A 12,558-nucleotide genomic window follows, 5' to 3' on the forward strand; every position below is an offset into this window, starting at 1 on the left:
CGTTGATGGCAAACGCCCAGCGCAAAGGCCTACCACCCGGTAGGCCTTTTCCGTTCGCTGCGTAATGCTCAGTCCCCCAACGCTTCCCCTTCACGCCGTGGATCCGCGCCACCTTCCAGCGATGCATTTCCCTGCGCATCCTTTACCCGCACGATGGCCTGGGTGCCACTGGTCATATCGATTTCGTTAACGTTGTGGCCCTTGTCTTTCAAAGCCTGAACCAGCGCCGGGCTGAACTGGCCTTGTTCCAGTTCGGTCGGGCCGTTGCGGCTGCCGAAGTTGGGGAGGCTGATGGCGCTTTGCGGGTCGAGGCTCCAGTCGAGCAGGCCGACGGTGGTTTTGGCCACGTATTCGATGATCTGCGAGCCGCCCGGCGAGCCGACGCTGGCGAGGAATTCGCCGCTGTTGCGGTCGAAGATCAGCGTGGGTGCCATGGATGAGCGCGGACGTTTGCCGGGTTCGACGCGGTTGGCGACTTTCTGGCCGTTCTCTTCAGGGATGAACGAGAAGTCAGTCATCTGGTTGTTCAGCAAAAAGCCCTGAACCATCAGGTGCGAGCCGAACGCGGCTTCGATGGTGGTGGTCATCGACACGGCGCCGCCGAGGTCATCCACCGCGACCACTTGCGAGGTGGAGATGCGCAGCGGTGAGCGATCCGGCGCGTAAGCCACTTGCACGCCCGGCGGTGTTCCCGGTTTGGCGCTGCCCATGCTGTGTTCGCCGATCAGGCTGGCGCGGCTGGCGAGATAGCCTGGGTCGACCAGGCCTTTGACCGGCACCGGCACGAAGTCAGTATCGGCGACGTATTGCGCGCGGTCGGCATAGGCCAGGCGTTCAGCCTCGGCGATCAGATGCACGGCTTGTGGATCGGGTTCGAGGCCGGCCGGTTTGTCAGTCTTGTGGGGTTTCAGCGGGGTCAGCGAAAGGCGCGGATCGCGGGTTTCCAGTGCCTGCAAGGTGCCGAGAATCTGCGCCACGGCGATCCCGCCCGACGACGGTGGCGGCATGCCGCAAACCTGCCAGCGTTTATAGTCAGTGCACAAAGGCGCGCGCTCTTTGGCTTTGTAACCTTGGAGATCATTCAACGACAGGCTGCCGGGATTGGCGTGGCCCTGCACCTTGGCGACGATCTCCTCGGCGATCGGGCCGGTGTACAGCGCGTCGGCACCTTCGCTGGCAATGCGTTTGAGTACCGCAGCCAGCGCCGGGTTTTGCAGGCGCGTGCCGACCGCTTTGACGCTACCGTCGTGGTTGAGGAAGTACGCCGCCATGTCCGGCGATTGGCGTATCACTGGATCGGACTCCAGCAACGAATACAGGCGCGGGGAAATCGCAAAGCCTTGCTCGGCCAGTTTGATTGCCGGTTCGAACAGCTTCGCCCACGGCAGACGGCCGTGCTGTTTATGCGCCATCTCAAGCGCACGCAACACGCCCGGCGTGCCGACCGACCGGCCGCCAATCTGCGCTTGCGGGAATGGCATCGGTTTACCGTCCGCTTGCAGGAACAGCTTCTCGGTGGCACCGGCCGGCGCGGTTTCGCGGCCGTCATAGGTGCGCACCTGTTTGCCATCCCACAACACAATCATCGCACCGCCACCGATGCCGGAAGACTGCGGCTCAACCAATGTCAGCACCGCTTGCATCGCAATCGCGGCATCAATCGCTGAGCCGCCTTGACGCAGGATCTCCCGACCCGCTTCAGCGGCGAGTGGATTGGCCGCAGCGGCCATGTGTTTGCTGGCGTGGCGGGTTTGCAGATCGGTGCGATAACCGGAGGCGGCTTCCGGTGCCAGTGGCAAAGTCGAGGAGGGCGGGGCGTTGCACGCGGCGAGGGTCAGGGCGCTGATGATCAGCGTCAGGGCAGGCAGGCGAAAGCGGCTCAAGGGCAAGGCTGAAAACACGCGGGCTCTCCGTCCGTGGGGGAAAAAGTCTGTGGGACTTTATCGGCCGCTCGGGCGCGACGCAAACCGGTGGGCATTTTTGTCTTTCTTTTCAGGGCGGATGTTCGCTAGGGTCAAGCTCAAATTTATGGAGCACCAACATCCCCCTGTAGGAGTGAGCCTGCTCGCGATAGCGTCATTACGGCCAACATCAGTGTTGACTGAACCACCGCTATCGCGAGCAGGCTCACTCCTACAGATAAAGGCAAAAAAATCACAAGAGGCCAATAATGCACAGCGAGTTTCCCACCGAGTCCTGTTACCGCCATCAGCGCGAACAGTTTCTTGCCGCCGCGACCGCTGCTGGCGCGACCCTGACCTCTTATGCGCATCCACGTAGCGGGCCGTTTGGCGAGCCATTGAGCACCGACGTTGCCGTGCTCGGCGATCCGCAGGCGAAGCGGCGTCTGGTGATATTGAGCGGTACGCACGGGGTGGAGGGTTATTACGGCTCTGACTGTCAGATCGACTGGCTGAAAACGTTCGTGCCGGGTTCGCTGCCCAAGGATGTTGCCGTGGTGATGGTTCACCTGATCAATCCCTGGGGCACGGCGTGGTTGCGGCGGGTCAACGAAGACAACATCGACCTCAATCGCAATCACCTGGATTTCACCGGGCCGCTACCGGATAACCGCGCATACGCCGCACTGCATGAAATCTACGCCTGCCGCGACCTGAACGGCCCCGAGCGACAACGTGCCGATGCCTTGCTGGCTGCGCAGATCGAAGAGCAGGGCTGGCCGGCAGTGATGTCGATCGTCGAGGGCGGCCAGCACAGTCATCCCGACGGCCTGTTTTACGGTGGCCGCGCGCCGAGCTGGTCGAATCGCACGTTGCATCAAATCATCGAAGCGCATCTGGCTGGCGCTGAAACGCTGATGTGCTTCGACCTGCACACCGGCGCCGGTGAGTACGGTCATCCGATGTTGCTGACCATCACCCAAGCGCCTTACCCGGCACTCGCGCAGGCACAGGCGATCTACGGCCCATGGCTCTACACCCTGCACACCGGCGCCGACACCTTGAGCGAAACAGGTGTTGCGGCGACGGCCACCGGTTACACCTCGCAGGCGCTGCTCAATGCATTGCCGGGGGTGCAATTGATGCCATTCGTTATTGAGTGCGGGACGTATCCGGGGGCGGATGTGCATCGGCATCTGCGCGATGATCATTGGCTGCATCTGCATGGTGATCCACTGGATGCGACGGGGAGGGTGATCAAGTTGAATTTGCTGGAGCAGTTTTATCCGGCTGATCCGGATTGGCGGGCGATGGTGGGGTTGCGGACTCGGCAGATTTGGGGGAGGGGGTTGGCAGCGTTGACTGCACAGACGTCGGAGTAGGTCGGCTAGAGTCTGAGCCAGGCCCCCATGTAGGGGCCTTACTGTTTAAAGCCTGAAAGTCCGTTGGCCGCGCGCCACTTTTTTACTGTTTCCGTGATGCCTTCTGCAGAGTCATCGGCGTCCTCTTGCGGATAGAAAATCAAATCGGATCCTTCAGGATGTTCACAAATAGAGTTGAAGTGAAATACGAGTCTGCTTTCGTCTTCCTCGCTCTCATCATTTCCTATGATGCGCTCAAGCAGGTCAATAAACTCTTGTTCTGTGTAATCCGAAAAGCTTTGTTTAGTAGCCATTTCAATCTTCCCTGTGAATCTCTATGTGCCGTTTCGGAGTCACTACAGCCAAGTTATCCACGTCATAAACTGCACCACCATTCTGGATGTGCTCGATGTGATGTATCTCATACTTGGCTTTTTCTCCGTGATGCTCTGACTTCGGAGCAAAAGGAGATCTTCCATCCATAAGTTTCCCTTGGTTTGTGCGTTTGAATTGACTGAGCAACTCAGCATCGTTCGCCACCTCCTCCCAAAACGCCTCCCTGAATTTATCAAAGCTTGAAAACTCCCGCCCCCTGAGCCTATCCGCAATCCGTGTCGGAATCGGCACGCCTATCCCCGTTCCCGCCCCAGCAAGCCATATCCCCGAGACATCCTCCCCAATCCCCGTCACCGTACCCGGCATCAATCTGGCGGGCCTGGAAAACACCACATACAGCGACTTCAGCCCAGTGTCCGCCGGGAACACCAGAATACAATCCTCGGCAGTCATGTCCTCGCCGGGCAGGCCTTCTATCTGGCTGTCGGTGTTCTCCGCGATTGGATGAACAAGGATCGTGTTCAGTTGCTCGCCGTGTTCCGGATAAACCAGCGGCGGCATTGAGCCGAGTGGTCCGCGCTGCGGGGTCCACAAAATCGTAATGCCGTTGAGCTTGGCCTCCATCGCAGTCTTGTCGCGGTTCCACTCGACTTTGACGGTACGCACCGAATCATCGCCCGAGGCGCCGGTGTGGATGCCGTAAATCTGCATGACCCCTTCGGCGTCACGGCGGAACTGGAAGCGCACACGAGTGGGCGCGCGGCTCATGCGGCGCAGTTGTTCGTCGCTGTGCAGCGTGCCGTCGCCCATTCGGGTCGGCAGCATCCCGAGGACGAACACGCTGGCCGGCCCACCGGCGCCGCGAATTGCCCAGTTGAGGCGTTGTTGCAAAATGCCGCCGCCCGCCATACGCCCCAACGCCAGATCGGCGCCTATCGCCGTTGCGACAGCGGTACTGGCGGACGGAAAAAGCATGGCGCCCGCGACCATGATCTTGCCGAAGTTCGAGGCGGGTTCCGGTGCAGTGCCCGCGTCCGTTCGACACCAGTTACCCGCCGTGCAGGACTTGGCGAACACCTGATCTTCGCGGGGTTTTGGTGTTGGCCATTCATCCTTTTCGATGTACACCGGTTCCGGTGCTTTGGGTGGGACCCAGCCGCCCCATGAAGCGCCGGCGTAGTCGCGCTCCCAAGGCCAATCTTCATCGAAGAGAGATTTGAATCGAGCCATGACAACTCCCTGTATGGCTTTGAATCGAGCCAAGGGAGCTTGTCGGTCAATGGGAAAGTCGGGCAAACCGATGGGTTGAGTTTCACGCGCCTGGATTTACGAAAAATCCAATTCGTACCTGGGTCGAACTCGTTTCCTACAGTGCTATCTCGGTCTGTTCATTGGCGATTGAATCAGGTGAATCAAGGGCATTTCGCGTTTGTAGTCTTTCTGTTTGGATGGGGTGTAAACCCACATTTCTCCTACAGCATATTCAGGTCGACAGCCTACGCGGTGCTGCATGAGGATGTTTTGACGGTTCCCGGGATGGGTTTTTATAAAAGGATAAGTCCGTTGAGCATCTCTAATGAAAAAGACCGAGATTTTCTAGTGGCGATGGGCAGTCGCATTGCTCACTTACGCACAGTGCACGAGATCACACAGACTCGGTTTGCACGGGCTTTAGGTCTTTCCCGGCAGACCTTTCAGGGTTACGAGGAGGGCACCCGCAGCATGCCGGTAACGACACTAGTGAAGATGGCATTTGCGCTTCGCGTTCCTGTTGAAGATCTGCTCGGGGTTCCCTCTTACACGGAGACGCCCAGACGCAGCTTGACCTCGACGTGGTATCGACGGCTGCAGTCCATCAATGAGCTTTCAAAGGTCCAACAGAAGGTCATTGCGCAGATGCTCGACGCCCTGATCGCACAGGCAGCGACCAAAACAAGCGACGAAGAAAAAGAAGTTTGAAGTAACCCAAAGAACGCGGAACCAAGGTGCACGAACACCCTGGCCCCGCTAACCACAAGCAGCTAAACAGGAGCTAATCATGGCTAAAACCAATCATACGTCATCAACCCCCATCACTGAACGCCGGTTGAAAATCGCCGCAGACTTTTACCCGGTCCACACAAAGGCCAAAACCTACAGCGCCGCCAAGCCCGTGCCCTGGATCAGACTACGTGGCCTGTGGTTACGGCAGGCAGGATTCGAGGTGAACGAGAACGTCAAAGTGCGCGTGATGAAAGGGTGTCTGGTGATTACGGCGGAGTAACAGATACCGAGACGTTTCTCGAGGCATAAAAAAACGGCCTACCTTTCGGTAAGCCGTTTTTAGTACTTGGTGGCTACACAGGGACTTGAACCCCGGACCCCAGCATTATGAATGCTATGCTCTAACCAACTGAGCTATGTAGCCAAGTGGCGCGCATTATTCCCCTGAAATGAAAAAGCGTCAAGCGTAAATTTAAAATATTTCTTCTTATTTTCAACCGCTTATCCTCCGGCCCCGAAAATCGTGCCGGGCAGGGCATCAACGCAGCTGAAATCTCGCGGTGTTGGCACTCAAGGCATGACTGCCCTGACTCAAGGTGTCCGCCGCCAGATTCACCGCGCGAGCGCCTTCGAGCAAACGCACGGCCGCCTGATCGACCTGCTGGATATTGCTGCTGACCTCGTCGGCGGTAGTCGCTTGCTCTTCAACCGCTGTGGCGATCTGCGCCAGCGTATCGGTGACGCTTTGCACGGCGCTGGCAATTTCGCCCAGGCGTTCGCCCAGCCCGGTCACTGCTTCGGCGTCCGTTTGTGCCTGGCCGCAGGCGGCTTCCATCAGGCTCACTGCTTCGTTGACCGTGGCGCGCAGGCTGTCGACCGTGCCGGCGATCTGCGCGGTGGACGATTGCGTACGTTGCGACAGGCTGCGCACCTCATCGGCGACCACCGCGAAACCGCGACCCTGTTCCCCGGCGCGCGCGGCTTCGATGGCTGCGTTGAGCGCGAGCAGGTTGGTCTGCTCGGCCACGCCGCGAATGGTGTCGACCACCAATTGAATCTGCTGCCCTTGCTCGCTGACCCGACCCAGCGCCGCAGCGGTGTCGTTCAAGCGTTGGTTGAGCTGTTGAATGCTCGCTGTGGTGCGCTGGCTGTCGCGGCTGCTGTCGGCGGCGATGCGCCGGGTGTGCTGGGCGCTGCCAGAGGCCTGTTCGCAGCTCTGTGCCACGCCTTGGGAGGTCGCCGCCAGTTGCGTGGCCGCAGCGGCGATCTGGCTGATCTGCAACTGCTGTGCTTCGACTTCGCTGAGGGCGCCGCTGGAATGATCGTTGAGGCTGCGAACCGCGTTGCTCAGTTGTGAAGTCTCGTGATCGACGCCGATCATGCTGGTGCGCAATTGCACCACGGCGACGTTGAGGGCAGTGCTGATCGCCGCGAGTTCGTCGTGTCCCACGACCGGTACTTGCAGACTCAGATTGCCGTCGCGCAGGGCTTCGGCAAGTACGGTGATGCCGCTGGCGCTGCGGCGGATCGAGGCTTGCAGGCAGATGAACAGATACAGCGCCGCCAGCAGCAGACAGCCGAACACCGCCGCGACGATGATCAACTGGCGGACCGCCGAGCCGTGATGGTCTTCGAGGCGCTGATCCAGCGACATCAGTGATTGCTGGCGCAGAGAGGCGAGGTCGGTCAGCAACGCGTCAAGGCTGCGCTCGAAGTCTTCCGGTTTGAGATTGATGCTGCCACCGAACACGCCGTCATCCAGCACTTTGAGGCCGCTGTCCAGGTGTTTGAGGCTGTCGTGGTATTGGCTGGCCCAGGATTGCAGGCCTGTGGGCAGGCGCGCTTCGAGCAAGCCTGCGGTTTTGACCAACTGCTCACGGGCATCGCCGATACGGCTGCGCAGATCGCGCAACTGCAAGCGACTTTGCAAAGTGAACTGACCGGACACCACCGAAGCCTGACCGACCGCCGCGAGGCGCCCGACCCGCTCGATCAGGTCCGGTGCGTGCTGCGTGGAAATCTGCGTCAGCAGATAGGTTTCCAGCCATGGCGCGAGGGTCAGGCGGTTGTCCATGACGATTTGCTCGCGCAGCGCTTGCAGGGCGCTGAGGGCGTTGGTGAAACGGTCGTAACCGTCCGGCCACCAGCCGACGCCGCTGAGGCTTTTCGAGTCGAGGCCAGCGAGCGCGGTTTGCAGCGCCTGATAGCGGGTGAGGGTTTCGCCTTCGGCGCCCTCGTTATTCAGGGCATTGCCCAAGTCAGTGGTGGCTTGCTGGACAGCCGGCTGCACAGCATCGAACGCAGCCATGGCGGCGAGCGTAGCGGGCGTCGGCTGACGATTGGTTTCCGTTGCTCGCCAACGGGCGGCGCGGTCGCGCTGGGCGGCGAGCAAGTTGTCGAGCGCATCCAGCGCGAGCAACTGACGTACGCCGGCGCGTTCACCGGAAATCAGATTGAGCTTGTCGCGATAGTCCTGGCCGATCATCAACAGGCTGCCGGCCAACGGCAGAATGAACAGCAGAAACAACAACTGGAATTTACGTGCGAAGCCAAAACGCCCCAGCAATTTGATCCCCGGTGATAGGAAAGCCTGCATGCCCCATGACTCCTCTGGACACCACGCACCAATGGCGTGCATCGCGGTCGCTCGACGTTGATGTTGTGCCCTGCTAAAAGGCCTCGAAAGTTCACCCTCGTTCGCTCTGTGGGCAAACTTTGTAGCGAAACTTCCCATTGTCGATCACCTTTGTAAGGCGACCGCGTTCAAGCGGAGAAGCAAGGCAAGATTCAGACCATGGCGTTGCGCTATCACCCGATCAATCACCCGTCCCCGTGTAGGAGCTGCCGAAGGCTGCGATCTTTTGATCCTGTCTTCTCAAATACAAGATCAAAAGATCGCAGCCTTCGGCAGCTCCTACAGATTTGATCAGGCGATCAGTTGGTAAGTTGGTCAGTTAGTTAGCTGGCTAAGGGGATGGCGCTCGCGCACTGAAAAATGGCACATTGACGCACCTGCCTGCGTGCACCCATCTGCTGTCCGGAAATTTCCATGGCTATCAGCAACGCTCCGACCGCCGCTGTTTCGGCGTCCGCTCCACCCCAAAGCAGCCCACTGGTGATGCGCATCATCGGCGCGGTGGCGCTGGCGCATCTGATCAATGACCTGATCCAGTCGGTTTTGCCGTCGATCTACCCCATGCTGAAGGCCAGCTACGGCCTGACCTTTACCCAGATCGGGTTGATCACTTTGACCTTCCAGCTAACTGCTTCGTTGTTGCAGCCGTGGGTCGGGTATCACACTGATCGCCATCCGAAGCCATGGTTGTTGCCGGCGGGTTCAATTTGTACGCTGATCGGCATCGTGATGATGTCAGTAGTCGGAAGTTTTCCAATGATTCTGCTGGCGGCGGCGCTGATCGGCATCGGCTCCTCGACCTTTCACCCCGAGGCATCACGGATCGCGCGACTGGCCTCGGGTGGGCGCTTTGGTCTGGCGCAGTCGACCTTCCAGGTTGGCGGTAACGCCGGTTCCGCGTTCGGGCCATTGCTGGCGGCAGCGATCATCATTCCGTTCGGTCAGGGCAATGTGGCGTGGTTCGGTTTGTTCGCGGTATTTGCGCTGTTCGTGCTGTACCGCATCAGTCGCTGGTACGCCCATCACTTGAACCTGTTCAAGCTCAAGGCGGGCCAGGCGGCGACTCACGGGCTATCAAAGGGCAGGGTGACCAGTGCGTTGGTGGTGCTCGGATTGCTGGTGTTCTCGAAGTATTTCTACATGGCCAGCCTCACCAGCTATTTCACCTTTTACCTGATCGAGAAGTTCGACCTGTCGGTGGCCAGCTCGCAGTTGCACCTGTTCCTGTTTCTTGGTGCAGTGGCGGCGGGCACGTTCTTCGGCGGGCCGATTGGCGACAAGATCGGACGTAAGGCTGTGATCTGGTTTTCGATTCTTGGAGTGGCGCCTTTTACGCTGCTGATGCCTCACGTCGATCTGTTCTGGACCAGTGTGCTCAGCGTGATAATCGGCTTCATCCTCGCCTCGGCGTTCTCGGCGATTGTGGTGTACGCGCAGGAGCTGGTGCCGGGGAATGTCGGGATGATTGCCGGGATCTTTTTCGGTCTGATGTTCGGTTTTGGCGGGATAGGTGCGGCGCTGCTTGGGCATCTGGCGGATGTGCACGGGATTGAGTACGTGTATTTCCTGTGTTCGTTCTTACCGTTGTTTGGGGTGTTGGCGATTTTCTTGCCGAGTACCAAAAAGGCCTGAAGATCAAAAGATCGCAGCCTGCGGCAGCTCCTACATGGGATGGATGTAAACCTGCAGGAGCTGCCGAAGGCTCGGGCCGCGATCGGACGATCTTTTAACAATCTGTCAGGCACAAAAAAGCCGCGTATCAAACGCGGCTTTTTCGTGGGTGCAGATTTTATACGTTGAAACGGAAGTGCATCACGTCGCCGTCCTTGACGATGTAGTCCTTGCCTTCCAGACGCCATTTACCGGCCTCTTTGGTGCCGGCTTCGCCCTTGTACTGGATGAAGTCGTTGTAGGCGATCACTTCGGCGCGGATGAAGCCTTTTTCGAAGTCGGTGTGGATCACGCCAGCAGCCTGAGGTGCGGTGGCGCCGACTTTGACGGTCCAGGCGCGGACTTCTTCGACGCCAGCAGTGAAGTAGGTCTGCAAGTGCAGCATTTCGTAGCCGGCGCGGATTACGCGGTTCAGGCCCGGCTCTTCCAGGCCCAGGGCCTCGAGGAACATATCCTTCTCTTCACCGTCGTCGAGCTCGGCAATTTCTGCTTCGATCTTGTTGCAGACCGGAACGACGATGGCGCCTTCTTCTTCAGCGATGGCGCGAACCACGTCCAGGTGCGGGTTGTTCTCGAAACCGTCTTCAGCGACGTTGGCGATGTACATGACCGGCTTGGTGGTCAGCAGGTGGAAGCCTTTGATCACTGCTTTTTCGTCAGCGCTCATGGACTTCATCAGGCTGCGTGCAGGCTTGGCTTCGGTGAAGTGAGCGATCAGTTGCTCCAGCAGAGCCTTCTGAACGACCGCGTCCTTGTCACCGCCCTTGGCATTGCGCGCGACTTTCTGCAGTTGCTTCTCGCAGCTGTCGAGGTCGGCGAAGATCAGTTCCAGGTCGATGATTTCGATGTCGCGTTTCGGGTCGACGCTGTTGGAAACGTGGATCACGTTTTCGTCTTCGAAGCAGCGCACCACGTGAGCGATGGCGTCGGTTTCGCGAATGTTGGCGAGGAACTTGTTGCCCAGGCCTTCACCTTTCGAGGCGCCGGCAACCAGGCCTGCGATGTCGACGAATTCCATGGTGGTCGGCAGGATGCGCTTGGGATTGACGATGGCCGCCAGTGCGTCCAGACGTGCATCGGGCATCGGCACGATGCCGCTGTTCGGCTCGATCGTGCAGAAGGGGAAGTTCTCGGCCGCGATACCGGATTTGGTCAGCGCGTTGAACAGGGTGGACTTGCCGACGTTAGGCAGGCCGACGATGCCGCAATTGAATCCCATGGTGTTTCCCCTCGGATAAGAGTCAGGCCTTCTGGCTGTGCAGGTTTTTCATCGCACGGTTCCATTCTCCGGCGAGGATATCCGGCAGCACGCCGAGGGCAAAGTCGATGCTGGCATCGAGTTTTTCCTGTTCGGCGCGTGGCGCACGACCCAGGACGAAATTTGAAACCATACTGGCGACGCCCGGGTGGCCGATGCCAAGCCGCAGACGGTAGAACGTATTCTGATTGCCCAGTTGCGCGATGATGTCGCGCAACCCGTTGTGACCGCCATGGCCGCCGCCCTGCTTGAGCTTGGCGACGCCCGGAGGCAGGTCGAGTTCGTCGTGCGCCACCAGGATTTCTTCAGGCTTGATGCGAAAGAAACCGGCGAGTGCCGCCACGGCCTGGCCGCTGCGGTTCATGTAGGTGGTGGGAATCAGCAGACGAACATCCTGACCCTGATGCGAGTAGCGCCCGGTCAGGCCGAAATATTTGCGATCGGCGACAAGGTTCACACCTTGTGCGGCTGCGATGCGCTCAACAAAAAGGGCCCCTGCGTTATGCCGGGTCTGTTCGTATTCAGCGCCTGGATTTCCCAGGCCAACGATCAGTTTGATGGCAGTCACGATAGGGGCCCTTCCTTGGAGTGGTGGATAACATCGCCGCAATCAGGGAGAGCGGCGAAAGTGGACGAAAAAAGCTCATTTACCATAGATGTAAACTCCGCGTTCTCGCCCGCTTTCTCGCTACGTTCCAGTCCGCGATGTTACTTGATCACTCCGGCGTCACAGAGTGAATTACTCTGCAGCGCCTTCTTCAGCTTCTGGAGCAACGCGTGGAGCGTGTACGTTTGCAACAGCTTTGTCGTCACCGTGAGCCAGTGCAACGAACTCAACGCCTTTAGGGGCTTTGAGGTCGGACAGGTGAACGATTGCGCCGATTTCCAGAGCCGACAGGTCGACTTCGATGAACTCAGGCAGATCTTTCGGCAGGCAAGTCACTTCGATTTCCGAAACAACGTGCGAAACTTCGCCGCCTTTCTTGATCGGAGCTTCTTCACCAACAAAGTGCACAGGCACGATAGCGGTCAGTTTCTGACCTGCTACAACGCGTACGAAGTCAGCGTGCAGAACGTGGCCTTTCGACGGGTGACGTTGCAGAGCTTTGATGATGACGTTCTGCTTGGTGCCACCAACGTTCAGCTCGATGATGTGGCTGTAAGCCGCTTCGTTTTCGAGCAGTTTGGCAACTTCTTTGGCCAGCATGCTGATGGATTCAGGGGCTTTTTCGCCACCGTAAACAACAGCTGGAACCAGAGCGGCGAGACGACGCAGGCGGCGGCTCGCACCTTTCCCCAGGTCGGAACGCACTTCAGCATTCAGAGTAAAATCGTTCATTTTGTATCTCCAAAATAGCCATGACCGAGCGGCGTTTGCGACCAGCGCCTGACTCGGTATGGGCAAAAAAGCCC

Annotated in this window: 11 protein-coding genes and 1 tRNA gene; 4 read left to right on the top strand and 8 right to left on the bottom strand. The window is 58.9% G+C overall.

Features of this window, described 5'->3' with window-relative positions; all coding sequences use genetic code 11:
* Positions 1-68 precede the first annotated feature (68 nt).
* Positions 69-1,901, bottom strand: coding sequence for a gamma-glutamyltransferase (gene ggt, locus ICA16_RS27555; RefSeq protein ID WP_210555678.1), 1,833 nt, complete (start codon positions 1,899-1,901; stop codon positions 69-71).
* 269 nt (positions 1,902-2,170) lie between these two features.
* Between ggt and ICA16_RS27560 the strand changes: the two genes are divergently transcribed.
* Positions 2,171-3,283 (top strand): DUF2817 domain-containing protein, encoded by a 1,113-nt coding sequence (locus tag ICA16_RS27560; protein WP_210702111.1) that lies wholly within the window; start codon positions 2,171-2,173, stop codon positions 3,281-3,283.
* 38 nt (positions 3,284-3,321) lie between these two features.
* Here the strand turns inward: ICA16_RS27560 and ICA16_RS27565 are convergent, their stop codons facing one another.
* Both ICA16_RS27565 and ICA16_RS27570 read right to left on the bottom strand, forming a co-directional pair.
* Complete coding sequence (locus tag ICA16_RS27565) at positions 3,322-3,576, bottom strand: bacteriocin immunity protein (RefSeq protein ID WP_210555680.1); 255 nt, start codon at positions 3,574-3,576, stop codon at positions 3,322-3,324.
* A 1-nt stretch (position 3,577) separates the two neighbouring features.
* Positions 3,578-4,828 carry an S-type pyocin domain-containing protein gene (locus tag ICA16_RS27570; protein WP_210702112.1) on the bottom strand — a complete coding sequence of 417 codons (1,251 nt, stop codon included), beginning with the start codon at positions 4,826-4,828 and terminating at the stop codon, positions 3,578-3,580.
* A 333-nt stretch (positions 4,829-5,161) separates the two neighbouring features.
* Here ICA16_RS27570 and ICA16_RS27575 point away from each other — a divergent pair, with 333 nt between their 5' ends.
* A complete protein-coding gene (locus ICA16_RS27575) occupies positions 5,162-5,557 on the top strand; it encodes a helix-turn-helix domain-containing protein (protein WP_224450928.1) in 396 nt (131 codons plus the stop codon).
* Between the two features lie 79 nt (positions 5,558-5,636).
* Entirely contained in the window at positions 5,637-5,861 is a 225-nt protein-coding gene (locus ICA16_RS27580; protein ID WP_210555682.1) for a SymE family type I addiction module toxin, read from the top strand.
* Positions 5,862-5,928: 67 nt separating this feature from the next.
* Here the strand turns inward: ICA16_RS27580 and ICA16_RS27585 are convergent.
* Positions 5,929-6,005: transfer RNA gene (locus tag ICA16_RS27585), tRNA-Met, on the bottom strand.
* Positions 6,006-6,119: 114 nt separating this feature from the next.
* The gene (locus tag ICA16_RS27590; RefSeq protein ID WP_150605269.1) at positions 6,120-8,177 is read right to left on the bottom strand and encodes a methyl-accepting chemotaxis protein; all 2,058 of its coding nucleotides are present in this window, start codon (positions 8,175-8,177) and stop codon (positions 6,120-6,122) included.
* A 453-nt stretch (positions 8,178-8,630) separates the two neighbouring features.
* On the opposite strand from ICA16_RS27590, the gene ICA16_RS27595 reads away from it, so the two are divergent.
* Entirely contained in the window at positions 8,631-9,848 is a 1,218-nt protein-coding gene (locus tag ICA16_RS27595) for an MFS transporter (protein ID WP_210555684.1), read from the top strand.
* Between the two features lie 157 nt (positions 9,849-10,005).
* Here ICA16_RS27595 and ychF read toward each other — a convergent pair whose 3' ends face one another.
* The 3 genes from ychF to ICA16_RS27610 form a co-directional block, all read right to left on the bottom strand.
* On the bottom strand, positions 10,006-11,106 hold the full coding sequence (ychF, locus tag ICA16_RS27600; RefSeq protein WP_150605271.1) for a redox-regulated ATPase YchF: 1,101 nt from the start codon (positions 11,104-11,106) through the stop codon (positions 10,006-10,008).
* A gap of 22 nt (positions 11,107-11,128) precedes the next feature.
* Positions 11,129-11,713, bottom strand: a complete 585-nt coding sequence (gene pth, locus ICA16_RS27605; protein WP_003228164.1) for an aminoacyl-tRNA hydrolase — start codon at positions 11,711-11,713, stop codon at positions 11,129-11,131.
* Positions 11,714-11,884: 171 nt separating this feature from the next.
* Positions 11,885-12,484 carry a 50S ribosomal protein L25/general stress protein Ctc gene (locus tag ICA16_RS27610; protein WP_150605272.1) on the bottom strand — a complete coding sequence of 200 codons (600 nt, stop codon included), beginning with the start codon at positions 12,482-12,484 and terminating at the stop codon, positions 11,885-11,887.
* Between the last annotated feature and the right edge of the window lie 74 nt (positions 12,485-12,558).

The sequence above is a fragment of the Pseudomonas anatoliensis genome (assembly GCF_017976235.1).
GTDB lineage: Bacteria > Pseudomonadota > Gammaproteobacteria > Pseudomonadales > Pseudomonadaceae > Aquipseudomonas > Aquipseudomonas anatoliensis.

Coding starts and splice junctions, on each gene's coding strand:
- ICA16_RS27560 (WP_210702111.1), top strand. CDS start 2,171: ATGCACAGCGAGTTTCCCACCGAGTCCTGTTACCGCCATCAGCGCGAA.
- ychF (WP_150605271.1), bottom strand. CDS start 11,106: ATGGGATTCAATTGCGGCATCGTCGGCCTGCCTAACGTCGGCAAGTCC.
- ICA16_RS27595 (WP_210555684.1), top strand. CDS start 8,631: ATGGCTATCAGCAACGCTCCGACCGCCGCTGTTTCGGCGTCCGCTCCA.
- ICA16_RS27570 (WP_210702112.1), bottom strand. CDS start 4,828: ATGGCTCGATTCAAATCTCTCTTCGATGAAGATTGGCCTTGGGAGCGC.
- ICA16_RS27610 (WP_150605272.1), bottom strand. CDS start 12,484: ATGAACGATTTTACTCTGAATGCTGAAGTGCGTTCCGACCTGGGGAAA.
- ICA16_RS27565 (WP_210555680.1), bottom strand. CDS start 3,576: ATGGCTACTAAACAAAGCTTTTCGGATTACACAGAACAAGAGTTTATT.
- ICA16_RS27580 (WP_210555682.1), top strand. CDS start 5,637: ATGGCTAAAACCAATCATACGTCATCAACCCCCATCACTGAACGCCGG.
- ICA16_RS27590 (WP_150605269.1), bottom strand. CDS start 8,177: ATGCAGGCTTTCCTATCACCGGGGATCAAATTGCTGGGGCGTTTTGGC.